Origin of the sequence: Lacrimispora sp. BS-2, assembly GCF_040207125.1 — a bacterium.
In the GTDB taxonomy this organism is placed as follows: domain Bacteria; phylum Bacillota; class Clostridia; order Lachnospirales; family Lachnospiraceae; genus Lacrimispora.
This window is the reverse complement of record NZ_CP157940.1, coordinates 3,245,192-3,259,141: the sequence shown is the minus strand read 5'-3', so window position 1 is coordinate 3,259,141 and position 13,950 is coordinate 3,245,192. Positions and strand designations below refer to the sequence as shown.

At 45.4% G+C, this 13,950-nt stretch carries 10 protein-coding genes and 3 rRNA genes; 11 read left to right on the top strand and 2 right to left on the bottom strand.

Going from position 1 to position 13,950, the window contains the following annotated elements:
* Positions 1–18: 18 nt before the first annotated feature.
* Positions 19–924, bottom strand: a complete 906-nt coding sequence (locus tag ABFV83_RS15260) for a phosphate ABC transporter substrate-binding protein (protein ID WP_349944983.1) — start codon at positions 922–924, stop codon at positions 19–21.
* A gap of 387 nt (positions 925–1,311) precedes the next feature.
* Here ABFV83_RS15260 and ABFV83_RS15255 point away from each other — a divergent pair, with 387 nt between their 5' ends.
* The 6 genes from ABFV83_RS15255 to ABFV83_RS15230 all read left to right on the top strand — a co-directional run bounded on the left by ABFV83_RS15255 (position 1,312) and on the right by ABFV83_RS15230 (position 10,461).
* Positions 1,312–2,880, top strand: coding sequence for a plasmid pRiA4b ORF-3 family protein (locus tag ABFV83_RS15255; RefSeq protein WP_349944982.1), 1,569 nt, complete (start codon positions 1,312–1,314; stop codon positions 2,878–2,880).
* A 633-nt stretch (positions 2,881–3,513) separates the two neighbouring features.
* Positions 3,514–5,045: ribosomal RNA gene (locus ABFV83_RS15250) — 16S ribosomal RNA — on the top strand.
* Between the two features lie 97 nt (positions 5,046–5,142).
* A 5S ribosomal RNA gene (gene rrf, locus ABFV83_RS15245) occupies positions 5,143–5,260 on the top strand.
* 469 nt (positions 5,261–5,729) lie between these two features.
* Positions 5,730–8,622: ribosomal RNA gene (locus ABFV83_RS15240) — 23S ribosomal RNA — on the top strand.
* Together the 16S, 23S and 5S rRNA genes form the textbook arrangement of a ribosomal RNA operon.
* A 258-nt stretch (positions 8,623–8,880) precedes the next feature.
* Positions 8,881–9,375 carry a low molecular weight protein-tyrosine-phosphatase gene (locus ABFV83_RS15235; RefSeq protein ID WP_349944981.1) on the top strand — a complete coding sequence of 165 codons (495 nt, stop codon included), beginning with the start codon at positions 8,881–8,883 and terminating at the stop codon, positions 9,373–9,375.
* Between the two features lie 15 nt (positions 9,376–9,390).
* The gene (locus ABFV83_RS15230) at positions 9,391–10,461 is read left to right on the top strand and encodes a Gfo/Idh/MocA family oxidoreductase (protein WP_349944979.1); all 1,071 of its coding nucleotides are present in this window, start codon (positions 9,391–9,393) and stop codon (positions 10,459–10,461) included.
* Between the two features lie 72 nt (positions 10,462–10,533).
* Here the strand turns inward: ABFV83_RS15230 and ABFV83_RS15225 are convergent, their stop codons facing one another.
* On the bottom strand, positions 10,534–11,565 hold the full coding sequence (locus ABFV83_RS15225; protein ID WP_349944978.1) for an HD-GYP domain-containing protein: 1,032 nt from the start codon (positions 11,563–11,565) through the stop codon (positions 10,534–10,536).
* Positions 11,566–11,884: 319 nt separating this feature from the next.
* On the opposite strand from ABFV83_RS15225, the gene ABFV83_RS15220 reads away from it, so the two are divergent.
* The 5 genes from ABFV83_RS15220 (at position 11,885) to spoIIID (ending at position 13,630) form a co-directional block, all read left to right on the top strand.
* Positions 11,885–12,112: a hypothetical protein gene (locus ABFV83_RS15220; RefSeq protein WP_349944977.1), complete on the top strand. Its 228-nt coding sequence runs from the start codon at positions 11,885–11,887 to the stop codon at positions 12,110–12,112.
* A 125-nt stretch (positions 12,113–12,237) separates the two neighbouring features.
* A complete protein-coding gene (locus ABFV83_RS15215) occupies positions 12,238–12,417 on the top strand; it encodes a hypothetical protein (RefSeq protein ID WP_349944975.1) in 180 nt (59 codons plus the stop codon).
* A gap of 2 nt (positions 12,418–12,419) precedes the next feature.
* Positions 12,420–12,629 carry a helix-turn-helix domain-containing protein gene (locus ABFV83_RS15210; RefSeq protein ID WP_349944974.1) on the top strand — a complete coding sequence of 70 codons (210 nt, stop codon included), beginning with the start codon at positions 12,420–12,422 and terminating at the stop codon, positions 12,627–12,629.
* 196 nt (positions 12,630–12,825) lie between these two features.
* Positions 12,826–13,137: a fibronectin type III-like domain-contianing protein gene (locus tag ABFV83_RS15205; protein ID WP_349944972.1), complete on the top strand. Its 312-nt coding sequence runs from the start codon at positions 12,826–12,828 to the stop codon at positions 13,135–13,137.
* Between the two features lie 217 nt (positions 13,138–13,354).
* Complete coding sequence (spoIIID, locus tag ABFV83_RS15200; protein ID WP_054740364.1) at positions 13,355–13,630, top strand: sporulation transcriptional regulator SpoIIID; 276 nt, start codon at positions 13,355–13,357, stop codon at positions 13,628–13,630.
* The last annotated feature ends 320 nt before the right edge of the window (positions 13,631–13,950 follow it).

Genomic DNA, 13,950 nt, shown 5'->3' with positions numbered 1-13,950 from the left:
AGAAGAGTTTCTTTTCAATTAGTTTGCCGGGATTAAACCAACGGCTTTTACTAAATCCTTTCCTTCATCAGAATGGATATAGTCAAACAATGCTTTTACCAGATCGCTCTGCTCTGATATTTCTCCTTTGGTAGCCATAACAAAGGGACGGCTTAAGATGTAGGAACCTGCCTTGATGTTTTCCGGTGTAGGTTCTTTGTCTTCCAGTTTCAGAGTTTTTACGGTGTCATCTAGAACGTCCAGAGAAACATAGCCAATGGAGCCTGGAGTGGAAGCGGCCTTTGCCATAACTGCACCGGTGCTGTCCAGCTCATTGCTGTATTTGCAGGCATCTTCCAACTTTAACAACTCTTCAAAAGCAGTTCTTGTACCGGAGCCGGCCTCACGTCCAATAACAACGATCGGCTGATCTGCTCCGTCTAAGTCCTTCCAGTTAGTAGTTGTGCCGTTGTAAATGTTGATCAGCTGATCTTTTGTTAAATTCTCAACGGTATTGGCCGGATCAGAGACAACGGCGATTCCGTCGATTGCAACGATATTTTCAACAACGCCCTTTGCTTTTTCTTCCTCTTTTAAATTACGGGAAGAGTTACCGATATCTGCAGAACCATTGCTGACGGCCTCGATTCCTGCGCCGGATCCTACAAATTCGGCCTGTACGGTAACACTCGGATATTTTTCCATAAACACTTCACTTAAAGCGGTTGCGAATTTCTCCATAGAGGTAGAACCAACCATGCTGATAGAGCCTTTTAAATTAGCAGACGTATCTTCTTTTGTGGTTGTCCCGCTTGTAGTATCAGCCTCGGCTTTTGTATCAGGAGCCTGTGTCTCAGTATTTTTGCTGCCGCAGCCGGCTAAAGTTCCCATTGTTAGAACTGCCATACCAGCTAATGCAATTGCCTTAACAAAGTTTTTTTTCATATTTACTTTCTCCTCTTTTCTCTTTAAAATTGCTTTCGCTTACATCATGGAGTATATCAGCAGGGAAATCTTTCTGATATCATGTTTTAGTATAGAAAATGTAAAGCTTGTGTAAAGCCTGCCGGTTTCCCTTTTTTCTTCTTATTAGTATCTGCAGAATGAGAAAACGAAATTCCTCTATTTAAGAGGAGAAGCTGTTTCAGCACTGAAAAAGTTGTCATAATTACAAAAAACAGCCTTTCCTTTGCAAAAATTAGCGGGATGGACTGGACAGAACAGGAAGAAATATGGTAAATTGTAACGTGCGCTTATTTTATAGTAGAAATATAAAAATCATTCCGTAATTTAAGAACGGATACAAAGGATACAAGACAGGAGGGCGTTTTCATGGGAGCATATCAACTGAAAATCACGATCAAAGGCAGCAAGCCGCCGATTTGGAGAAGGGTTCTGGTACCGGAAGGGATAACCTTTGGAAAGCTGCACCAGATGATTCAGACAGCATTCTGCTGGTCCGATGAGCACCTGTATGAATTTGAATTCCGTTCTGAAGGGGTTCGGGTAGTTCCGGGAAAAGAGAATTGGTCCCAGAAATTTCAATATCATTTAAGTGATGAAATCATTGACAGCCTGGTATCCGGTACGGGCAAATTTACATATACCTACGGCCTTGACAAAAACTGGGAATTAACCATCCAGGTAGAAGATGTGGTGGCTGATTATAAGGAAACCTGGGCTCAGGTTGTAAAATTTAAAGGAGATTGTATTCCGGAAAACTGCGGTGGCATCGCCGGATATTATGAACTTTTGGAGTCTGGTTCAAAAGAGCTGAAAGAATACGACATGTCTGCCGTCAATAAACTTCTGAATCAGGGTTTTGATGCTGCATCGGAAGAAGTTCATATAGCAGATATTTATGACTGCTATGATAAAAGCAGCATCCTTGAGATTGCAAAGAGACACGGTATGAGCGGGCTTTCCAAATTTAAAAAGGAAGAGCTGGCGGAACGGACCATAGCTCATATTCTGGATCAGAAGGTAATGAGCCGTTATTTCCTTTGCGCCCGTAATTCAGAAATAAAGTTATTTGAGCAATTGGCAGCAGATGATTTCCAGGTGCCATCCTTTGAAGTGGGAGAAATGGATTATCTTTACGCAGGAGGCTATGTAACTGCAGGACCTGATAATCATTTTATGATTGCTGAAGAGGTTATAAAAGCATATGAAGAGGCTAATACACCGGAATTTAAGGAAGAGCGTGAGCGGTTTAGCACAATCGGAGATTATATCCGTGCGGCCAATTCCCTCTATGCCGTTACTCCGCCGCCGGTTCTGCTGGAAACCTTTAATAAATATGAAGATAAGAAGCTTTCTCTGGAGGAACTGTTACATACCCATGAGCTTCTTCATTCATACCGTCCTGGGGTCAGGTATATTGATGGAAACCTTGTGGATGAGGCGCTGGCAGAGCAAAAGGGCGTTGAAGAATTGCTGCAGATGCAGAAAAAGGTTCCTTATTATATCCCTACCCAGATGGAAATCCGTTTCATGGCGGACAATGAGGGCTTTTTAATGACCGGAGAATTAAGCCGGCTGAGCAAATTCCTGACGGACGAAATGAACGTTCCGGATGAAAGGATTCCATATTTGCTGCGCCAGGTTCAGGCGGAGATCAGTATGGGAGGACAGCTTCAGGAAGTTGTGGATGGAATCGAGGCTGCCGGGATCATGTTTGAATCAGAAGAACATCTGGAAAAGTTCACGAGCATTATCACTGATGTATGGAATCATACAAGGATGGTGTTAAACAGAGGCCACAAGCCATATGAAATGGTAATGAAGGGCTTGGAGACAGTATCTGCCCAGCGCAAGAATCCTCCGAAAATCTATCCCAACGATCCTTGTACCTGCGGAAGCGGAAAAAAATATAAGAAATGCTGCGGAAAAAGAAGCTAGAGATTTAAACCTGGGGTTCTACCCTTTTCTAAGGGCCGGACCCCATTTTAATTATATTAAATATATTGAAACTTTTATTTTTCAAGAAAAATAAAAAAAATCAAATTTATTGTTGACTTTTGTCGAATGCTTTGGTATGATATAACTCGCCGCTGAAAACGGCGGCACATTTCTTCTAAGACACATCGGTGAACGATGAAAAAAGTTTTGAAGAAAATTCAAAAAAAGATTGACAGAAACAACCAGTTATGATATTCTATAAAAGTTGCTGCTGAGACAGCGACACAGGAAAAAGCACTTTGAAAACAGAAGATTGAACAGTATGTAAAACCCTGAAAATTCTAATAAAACAAGTCATGTTTGATGACTTTGAATGAGAAAATTCAGAACGAATACAAGTAATTGTATACGAACCAAACAACAAGTAAAACGGGAAATAAATTAGCTAGTTAGTTGATTTTGACCCCGGATTGAACCGAATGGCAAGTCCAAGCGGTACGCTCATGAAGCTTTGCTTCATTCGCTACCATTTGCTTCGCAAATGTTCGGAGATTCGCAAAAAAGTCCTTATGAAAGCAAGCTTTCAACAGACTTTTCTACAAATCACCGACCGCTTTCAAAGACTATCTGCTTAAATTTGAGAGTTCGATCCTGGCTCAGGATGAACGCTGGCGGCGTGCTTAACACATGCAAGTCGAGCGAAGCGATTTTAAGGAAGTTTTCGGACGGAATTAAAATTGACTGAGCGGCGGACGGGTGAGTAACGCGTGGGTAACCTGCCTCATACAGGGGGATAACAGTTGGAAACGGCTGCTAATACCGCATAAGCACACAGTGCCGCATGGTACGGTGTGAAAAACTCCGGTGGTATGAGATGGACCCGCGTCTGATTAGGTAGTTGGTGAGGTAACGGCTCACCAAGCCGACGATCAGTAGCCGACCTGAGAGGGTGACCGGCCACATTGGGACTGAGACACGGCCCAAACTCCTACGGGAGGCAGCAGTGGGGAATATTGGACAATGGGGGAAACCCTGATCCAGCGACGCCGCGTGAGTGAAGAAGTATTTCGGTATGTAAAGCTCTATCAGCAGGGAAGAAAATGACGGTACCTGACTAAGAAGCCCCGGCTAACTACGTGCCAGCAGCCGCGGTAATACGTAGGGGGCAAGCGTTATCCGGATTTACTGGGTGTAAAGGGAGCGTAGACGGCAATGCAAGTCTGGAGTGAAAGCCCGGGGCTCAACCCCGGGACTGCTTTGGAAACTGTGTTGCTAGAGTGCAGGAGAGGTAAGTGGAATTCCTAGTGTAGCGGTGAAATGCGTAGATATTAGGAGGAACACCAGTGGCGAAGGCGGCTTACTGGACTGTAACTGACGTTGAGGCTCGAAAGCGTGGGGAGCAAACAGGATTAGATACCCTGGTAGTCCACGCCGTAAACGATGAATACTAGGTGTTGGGGAGCAAAGCTCTTCGGTGCCGCCGCTAACGCAATAAGTATTCCACCTGGGGAGTACGTTCGCAAGAATGAAACTCAAAGGAATTGACGGGGACCCGCACAAGCGGTGGAGCATGTGGTTTAATTCGAAGCAACGCGAAGAACCTTACCAAGTCTTGACATCGGAATGACCGGTCCGTAACGGGGCCTTCCCTACGGGGCATTCCAGACAGGTGGTGCATGGTTGTCGTCAGCTCGTGTCGTGAGATGTTGGGTTAAGTCCCGCAACGAGCGCAACCCTTATCCTTAGTAGCCAGCAGGTAGAGCTGGGCACTCTGGGGAGACTGCCAGGGATAACCTGGAGGAAGGTGGGGATGACGTCAAATCATCATGCCCCTTATGATTTGGGCTACACACGTGCTACAATGGCGTAAACAAAGGGAAGCAAAGGAGCGATCTTAAGCAAACCCCAAAAATAACGTCTCAGTTCGGATTGTAGTCTGCAACTCGACTACATGAAGCTGGAATCGCTAGTAATCGCGGATCAGAATGCCGCGGTGAATACGTTCCCGGGTCTTGTACACACCGCCCGTCACACCATGGGAGTTGGTAACGCCCGAAGTCAGTGACCCAACCGTAAGGAGGGAGCTGCCGAAGGCGGGACTGATAACTGGGGTGAAGTCGTAACAAGGTAGCCGTATCGGAAGGTGCGGCTGGATCACCTCCTTTCTAAGGAAGAAGAAGTAAGGGTTTTATATACTGTTGAGTCTTTGGTTTTCAAAGAAATAAAAAAGAATAATAGAAACACCAAGAAAGACAAAAGATTTCTGGTGCCGATGCGCTTAGGGGAGACACCCGTTCCCATCCCGAACACGATGGTTAAGACTTAAGCGGCCGATGGTACTATGCTGGAAACGGCATGGGAGAGCAGGTGGGTGCCAGATTACTTAAAAAAAATCACTCTAGCGAGTGTTTTATATAGAACGGACATGTTCCAATGGGCGGAGGGAAAAGCGAAGCCTGTGTTTAAGAACATGTTAACCTGATTCAGCAGGGCAGTGCTGTTTTATATAGCTGGTTTTTACCAGTGATTCGTGGGTTCGAGTCCATCGAGCAAGCGAATGACTGATAAACTTCAGTCAGGTGATGTTGTTATGAAGTATGTTAATAACACTTCATGTTGCATCACGCATGTACCTTGAAAACCACATATTGAAATATATCTAGATAAAGTTTTTATATGTCAAAGTATAAAGACAATATCAAGACATCCGAGGTGTTACATCGAACGATGTAACCAAACAAAACTCGTTAAAGTAACCGTAACGTACGGTGAAATAACAACCTAAGACCAGAGATACAACGCTATGTATCTTAGATCAGTAGCCCGCACCCGCAGGTGAACATCGAATTGGTTAAGCTATAAAGAGCACAGGGTGGATGCCTTGGCACTAAGAGCCGATGAAAGACGTGATAAGCTGCGAAAAGCTTCGGGGAGGAGCAAATATCCTTTGATCCGGAGATATCTGAATGGGGAAACCCAGCTGAGCAAACCTCAGTTGTCGTATGGTGAATAAATAGCCATACGTCGGGAACCCGGGGAACTGAAACATCTAAGTACCCGGAGGAAAAGAAAGAAAACTCGATTTCCAAAGTAGCGGCGAGCGAAATGGAAGGAGCCTAAACCAGTATGCGTGCATACTGGGGTTATGGACTGCAATAAGTGAGACGATTTGTTACCAGAACGGTCCTGGAAAGACCGGCCATAGAAAGTGAAAGCCTTGTATGGGAAAGCAATAGTCAGCGAGCAGGATCCAAAGTACCACGAGACACGAGAAACCTTGTGGGAATTCGGGGGGACCACCCCCCAAGGCTAAATACTACTTAGTGACCGATAGCGCATAGTACTGTGAAGGAAAGGTGAAAAGGACCCCGGGAGGGGAGTGAAAGAGAACCTGAAACCCTGTGTTTACAAGCTGTGGAACCACGTTAAAGGTGGAACTGCGTACTTTTTGTAGAACGGTCCGGCGAGTTACCGTTACTGGCAAGGTTAAGCACTTAAGGTGTGGAGCCGAAGGGAAACCAAGTCTTAATAGGGCGAATGAGTCAGTAAAGGTAGACCCGAAACCGGGTGATCTACCCATGTCCAGGTTGAAGTTTCCGTAAAAGGAAATGGAGGACCGAACGCACATCCGTTGAAAAGGGTGGCGATGAGGTGTGGGTAGGGGAGAAATTCCAATCGAACCCGGAGATAGCTGGTTCTCCTCGAAATAGCTTTAGGGCTAGCCTCGTATTAGTCTGCCGGAGGTAGAGCACTGAATTTCCTAGGGGGCGTCAAAGCTTACCAAAGAATATCAAACTCCGAATGCCGGCCAGATGATGTACGGGAGTCAGACTGCACGAGATAAGTTGGGTAGTCAAAAGGGAAAGAGCCCAGACCACCAGCTAAGGTCCCAAAGTGCGTGTTAAGTGGAAAAGGATGTGGGATTTCACAGACAACTAGGATGTTGGCTTAGAAGCAGCCACACATTCAAAGAGTGCGTAATAGCTCACTAGTCGAGAGGTCCTGCGCCGAAAATGTCCGGGGCTGAAACACGACACCGAAGCTGTGGAATGTGTATTTATACACATTGGTAGAGGAGCATTCTTAACGCACAGAAGCATTACCGTAAGGAGATGTGGAGTGTTAAGAAGAGAGAATGCCGGAATGAGTAGCGAGATGGAGGTGAGAATCCTCCAGGCCGAATATCTAAGGTTTCCAGAGTAAAGCTGATCTGCTCTGGGTAAGTCGGGGCCTAAGGCGAGGTCGAAAGACGTAGTCGATGGACAACAGGTTGAAATTCCTGTACCGCATATCATCAGAACTGTGGGGACACAGAACCGAAGAAGAACCCGGGAATGAAAAGACCGGGGCAAGCACTGGACTGGCTGGGAAGGCAAATCCGCCCAGCAACAGGAAGGTGTGACGCGTACCGAACATAAGTAGGGAAGTCTTTGTAGGGGCTGTCAAGAAAAGCCGCTATTGTGTGATATGTGCCCGTACCGTAAACCGACACAGGTGGATGAGGAGAGAATCCTAAGGCCGGCGGGAGAAGCATTGTTAAGGAACTCGGCAAAATGACCCCGTAACTTCGGGATAAGGGGTGCCTGGGAAACCAGGCCGCAGAGAATAGGCTCAAGCAACTGTTTAGCAAAAACACAGGTCTATGCAAAACCGAAAGGTGAGGTATATGGGCTGACGCCTGCCCGGTGCTGGAAGGTTACGAGGAGGGGTTAGCGGCAACGCGAAGCTCTGAATTTAAGCCCCAGTAAACGGCGGCCGTAACTATAACGGTCCTAAGGTAGCGAAATTCCTTGTCGGGTAAGTTCCGACCCGCACGAAAGGCGTAATGATTTGAGCGCTGTCTCAACAATGCACCCGGTGAAATTGAAATACCAGTGAAGATGCTGGTTACCTGCGCCAGGACGGAAAGACCCCATGGAGCTTTACTCCAGCTTGATACTGGGATTCGGTACTGCATGTACAGGATAGGTGGGAGGCTATGAAACAGGGACGCCAGTCTCTGTGGAGCCGATGTTGGGATACCACCCTTGCGGTATTGGATTTCTAACCTGCAGCCATGACCTGGCTGGGGGACAATGTCAGGCGGGGAGTTTGACTGGGGCGGTCGCCTCCGAAAGGGTATCGGAGGCGCTCAAAGGTTCCCTCAGAATGGACGGAAACCATTCGAAGAGTGCAAAGGCATAAGGGAGCTTGACTGCGACACCGACGGGTGGAGCAGGTAGGAAACTAGGACTTAGTGATCCGGTGGTATAAAGTGGGATTGCCATCGCTCAACGGATAAAAGCTACCCTGGGGATAACAGGCTTATCACTCCCAAGAGTTCACATCGACGGAGTGGTTTGGCACCTCGATGTCGGCTCATCGCATCCTGGGGCTGTAGTAGGTCCCAAGGGTTGGGCTGTTCGCCCATTAAAGCGGTACGCGAGCTGGGTTCAGAACGTCGTGAGACAGTTCGGTCCCTATCCGGCGTGGGCGTAGGATATTTGAGAGGAGCTGTCCTTAGTACGAGAGGACCGGGATGGACTGACCTCTGGTGTATCTGTTGGCTATCAAAGCCATGGCAGAGTAGCCAAGTCGGGAAGGGATAAACGCTGAAGGCATCTAAGCGTGAAGCCCCCCTCAAGATGAGATATCCCATCGCAAGAGTAAGACCCCTTGAAGACGACGAGGTAGATAGGGCAGAGGTGGAAGCATGGCAACATGTGGAGCTGACTGTCACTAATAGGTCGAGGGCTTAACCAGGTTGGTTTAGGTAAGAGGAAGAATGGATGAAGATAGATATGTAGCAATGTGTGGTTTTGAGGGTATATGCAGCAGGTAATGGTGCATAGCACGGAATTTTAAAGCGTTAATCCAGGTTTGGATTTGCGCTTTTTTTATTTGTAAATGAAATTTAAAAATAAAATATGAAAAATTATATTGCATCAAAAGGTGTTCCGGGGTAAATTAAGACGGTAGTCCAGCTTTATAACCTTATAAAGAATTAAGGAGATGTATGCAATGAAGAGAGAACAGGATGTCATCCGTATATTAATGGTCTGCCATGGAAATATATGCAGATCGCCCATGGCTGAGTTTGTTATGAAGGATATGATAGAAAAGGAGCATTTAGGCAATCGTTTCTATGTTGCGTCAGCAGCTACAAGTACAGAAGAAATCGGGAATCCGGTACATCCTGGAACGAGAAAAAAGCTTAAGGAACATGGAATTTCCCCAGATGGAAAATATGCGGTGCAGTTATCCCGGAAGGATTATGGCAAATACGACTACCTCATTGGTATGGAACAGCGGAATGTAACAAATATGCTTCGGATTCTGGGCGGAGACCCGGAGGGGAAGGTAAAGCGGCTTCTGGACTTTTCTTCTGATCCGAGGGATATTGCAGACCCGTGGTATACCGGGGATTTTGACCGTACCTATGAAGATGTTTATGAAGGCTGCAAAGAACTTTTATCATATATGTTAGAACAGGAAACCAAAGGAAATTACAGGTAGTAAGGGGAATTATTTATGAAACCACTTAATTTTATTGTAGTGGGTTCCGGCTGGAGATCCCTGTTCTATGCCAGGATAGCCAAAGCTTATCCGGATTGTTTTAATCTGGCAGCATTTCTTTGCCGGACAAAAGAAAAGGCGGAGAAAATGCAGGAGGAAACCGGGATCAGGGCCGTGACAAGCCCGGAAGAATGCCGGTTGGAAAACCCGGATTTTGTTGTAGTGGCTGTAAACAAAGCTTCTATTTTTCAGGTGACAAGAGAATGGGCGCTGAAAGGATATCCGGTGCTCTGCGAGACTCCTGCTGCCATGGAATTAGGAGATTTGCAGGAACTTTGGCGTCTTCGCACCCAGGAAGGGGCCAGAATCCAGGTAGCGGAGCAGTATTTTGAATATCCGGCCTTTCATGCGGCTATTGAGATCGTGAATCGGGGATATCTTGGAGATCCGTATATGGTTAATATCTCCGCAGTCCACGACTACCATGGAGCCAGTTTAATCCGTCGTCTTTTAGGGACTGGTTTTGAGAATATGAAACTGTACGGAAAAAAATTTCTGTATCCGGTGGTGGAGACGGATTCCAGGTACGGGTTTATTGAGGATGGCAGGGTGAGTGAGAGAGAACGGGTCAGGCTGACCTTTGAATTTGAAGGCGGAAAAACAGCCTTTTATGATTTTAACGGCATACAGTACCATTCCAAGATCAGGAGCCGCCATTTAAACGTTCAGGGAGGGAAAGGGGAACTGGATGACTGGACGCTTCGTTATGTAGGGGAAGACAACCGGTTCAGAGAGTATCAGATCATGAAAGATCCCTTTGATACAGGAAGTGGAATGAGTGAAATCTGCATGGGACAGGAACTGCTTTACCGGAATCCTTTTTATGGGTTGGGAAAGACAGAAGGGCTTCCTCAGGATGAGACGGCCATAGGAACTCTTATGCTTGGAATGAGACGGTTTATAGAGGAAGGTGTGGAGGTTTATCCCCTTTCAGAAGGGCTGCAGGATGCCTATGTAAGGATACTTATGGAGCAGGCCCTTAAAAGCGGCCAGACGGTAGAATCTAAAACACAGGTCTGGAGCTGATTAAAAGAGAGCGGGCTTTTTCCGTAAAGTAAAAAAAGCCCGTCCCATGCTGATGGAGGAAGAGGATCGTCATCAGTCATCGTCGACAATAGTGAGATTGAGAGCTTCGCAGGACAAGTCTACATCTCTTCCTGCTTTCACAGCAGGACTGATGAAACGGATAATGGGGCGCAGAGCAAATCCGGGCGTGTTATCTTTAACAACTGCTGAACTCCCGTCACTGAGGTGGACAATGGTGCCGATGGGATATGCGGAAACACAATGAAGGAAAGCTGTCAGCAGTTCTGGGTCAAAATGAGTGTTGGAGCAGCTGGTAAGATAGTCAAAAATCCTTCTGGGAGACCATGCTTTCCGGTAGGGCCTGGTGGAATTGAGAGCGTCATATACATCCGCAATGGCCAGGATACGGGCATAAAGAGGGATATCCTTGCCCGAAAGGCCAAAGGGATATCCGCTTCCGTCATATTTTTCGTGATGGGTCTGGACTCCTTGTAATACTGTTTGGGAAATTATGATATTTTCGCCCAGTTTTTTGTAGGAAAGGGTGGGGTGCTGCTTCATGATTTCAAATTCATCGCTGGTTAAGGGACCAGGTTTGTTGGTAATATCAATTGGAATATCCGTTTTTCCAATGTCATGAAGAAGGCCGCAGAGGGCCAAATCATTTAAATTGGAAATGGAAAGTCCGATGTATTTTCCTAATAAAACGCTTAAAATGCCTACATAAAGACTATGTGAATAAGTATACCCGTCGTAATCCCTGATATCGATCATCTGAAAAAGATACTTGTCCTTATTCAGAACATTCATAACAACGGATTCTGCCACTTTAGCGATTTCTTCGTAAGCCTGTCTGCTGGACTGAAAGGTAAATTTTTGTAAACTCAGGTCAAAGACATCGCGGATGCTTGTCAGCATTTTGGCCTTTAGCTCCGGCTCTACGAAATCTTCTGGTTCAATGCCTTCCGTAAGTGCTGTGCAGATATAAGCCCCTTGTACTCCGATGGTTTTCATGCGGCTGATTATACGATCACTCAGCTTGCAGCCAGTTACCGCAAAAGGAAGCATTGGGTTTAACCCCGGGATGTTTCGGGCTAATTCCATACCTTCAGTCAATTTCTCAATAGGAAGATAAATCAATTCTTTCACCTCAACAGACTAAAACGCAGTCTCTTCTTTCTGTTCCTCAAATTCCTTTTTATGTTAAAGTTGGAAATATATGCACAATGACATATTAAATTATAGTGGGAATTAACCAATGAGTCAATGGGAATTTGAATTTTAAACACTAGTATATCAGAGAAAAGTCAGACATTTTTTTATGCAATAATTCTTTAATCTCTACAAATCGCAAAAAATAGTATTGACTGAGGAATGGGCATGGAGTAGCCTTTAAAAAAGAGGGTTAAAAAAGGGGAATTTTATGATTGAAATATTAAACGGAATACATGAGACCATTCATTATGAATGCCCATTAGGATTTCGTCTGTATCATAATACGAATTTTGAGGATTATCCGGAACACTGGCATGGAGGAATTGAAATGATCATGCCGACAAAGGGCGGATATGAGGCCATAATAGGGGAGGAACGTTTACCATTTAAAGGAGATGGAGACCCTGCTGCACATGATCCCTCCTCATATTTTTAAGAAAAAAGGACAAGGGTTCCCTTTATGGGTCTATTAAGAAAAAGCTTGATAAAATAATTGAGGAATATGGGGGAAACAGTGGTTTTCGGGAAGCTTCCATTTATGCGGCACTTATTGAGATTTATGTGGAATTAGGGAGAAATAAAGTGTGCCGGGATGGGGCCGGCAAAAAGATCCATACCATGAAGCAGCAGGAGTATTTTGAAGCTGTCATGAATGCCTGCACCTATATTAATCAGCACTTCATGGAGAATATAACGTTGGGGGAAGGGGCCCGGATCAGCGGATCTTTAAACAGTATATGAATATGACCTTTTACGAAGACTTAAACTCCAGACGGGTGAAAAGGGCGGAGGAGCTTTTGTATAATACAAGGGAAATGAGCATTACAGATGTTGCCATGGGCTCCGGCTTTTCATCCATGAGCGCCTTTAACCGTACCTTTAAGAAGATAAAACACTGTTCACCAAGTAATTACAGAAAGATCAGACACCAGGCATATGAATCGGAAGGTTAAGGAACAAATTAAAAAACAATTCCTCTTATGGGAAAACCGGGTTTACGGTGCATTCCTGTAAGAGGATTTTATATTTTAAAGCAATATATGCGCCATTGGAAGCAAGAAGTGGGATGCCTGATCTGTTTTAAGCAGGGAACGGATAGGGGCAGGAGATACAATAACCATAAAGGCAGTGTTAAAGAACGAAGGCCTTATGAAGGGAGCGGAAACTCTGCAGGTATATGTAAAGTCCTGCGCACCGGGGACGCCTAACGCTCAGCTTAAGGCACTTTTAAAGGCAGAGCTGGAGCCAGGGCAGGAAAGAGAATTGCAGGTGACCCTTTCCGACAAAGCCTTTGCCTTAAGGGATGAACATGGAGACCTGGTAATGGAAGCCGGTACGTACAAGGTGTATGTGGGAACACAGCAGCCTGATAAAAGGAGTCAGCAGCTTACAGGGAAAATGCCGGAATGCATGACAGTATCCGTAGACCAGCGTGCCGTTCTGGAAAAATGCTGTATCTGACAAAAGTGGATATGCAAATCTGAGGTATATATGGCAGTTACAAAATAGAAAAATATAAACCATTTCCATAAATTAGTGTGTGGCGCTGTCTGCAGGCTGAGAAGTCTGAAACAACGTTTTTTAGAAAAAATTTCATCTGAAAACAGTGGGGATAACCATTCATACTTGCCACTCCTCCTGCATAAGTATGTAAAAACGTCCTAGCAGGGGGATTTTCTTGAAGGAATATATTGAAGAACGCGCGGTTGCGATCGCCAACTACATCATAGACTATCATGCGACCGTGAGGCAGACAGCGAAGAAATTTGGGATATCCAAATCTACGGTACATAAAGATGTTACGGACCGTTTGGAACACATCAATCCGTCTCTGGCAGCCCGGGCCAGAGTGATTCTTGATATTAACAAATCCGAGCGTCATATACGAGGCGGTCTTGCCACCAAGGAGAAATATCAGCATCGCCTTCAGATGTGCAGCAAAAAGAATGGATAGGACTAAAAAGTGAAAAACAGCCGCTGATGGGGATGATACTGATTCCTGTCAGCGGCTGTTTTTCAAGAAAAAGTAAAATTATTATTGACATGAAGCTGTAAAATATGTTATTCTTTACCCCGGTATGAAGAGACATTATCGTTTTCATGCAAATATTGACCACTTCGTAAGAAGTTAAGCCCAGACGGACAGGCGGGTCAGCTGCCGAGCGTGGGAAACCACATTATTGATTGAGTTAAAAGCTCAAATTTTATAAGTTGATTACTTTATAATCCGTGCGATTGCACATCACTTGTGAAACGATCAATAATAGCAGGGAC

Coding starts and splice junctions, on each gene's coding strand:
- ABFV83_RS15260 (WP_349944983.1), bottom strand. CDS start 924: ATGAAAAAAAACTTTGTTAAGGCAATTGCATTAGCTGGTATGGCAGTT.
- ABFV83_RS15255 (WP_349944982.1), top strand. CDS start 1,312: ATGGGAGCATATCAACTGAAAATCACGATCAAAGGCAGCAAGCCGCCG.
- ABFV83_RS15235 (WP_349944981.1), top strand. CDS start 8,881: ATGAAGAGAGAACAGGATGTCATCCGTATATTAATGGTCTGCCATGGA.
- ABFV83_RS15230 (WP_349944979.1), top strand. CDS start 9,391: ATGAAACCACTTAATTTTATTGTAGTGGGTTCCGGCTGGAGATCCCTG.
- ABFV83_RS15225 (WP_349944978.1), bottom strand. CDS start 11,565: ATGGAATTAGCCCGAAACATCCCGGGGTTAAACCCAATGCTTCCTTTT.
- ABFV83_RS15220 (WP_349944977.1), top strand. CDS start 11,885: ATGATTGAAATATTAAACGGAATACATGAGACCATTCATTATGAATGC.
- ABFV83_RS15210 (WP_349944974.1), top strand. CDS start 12,420: ATGACCTTTTACGAAGACTTAAACTCCAGACGGGTGAAAAGGGCGGAG.
- ABFV83_RS15205 (WP_349944972.1), top strand. CDS start 12,826: ATGAAGGGAGCGGAAACTCTGCAGGTATATGTAAAGTCCTGCGCACCG.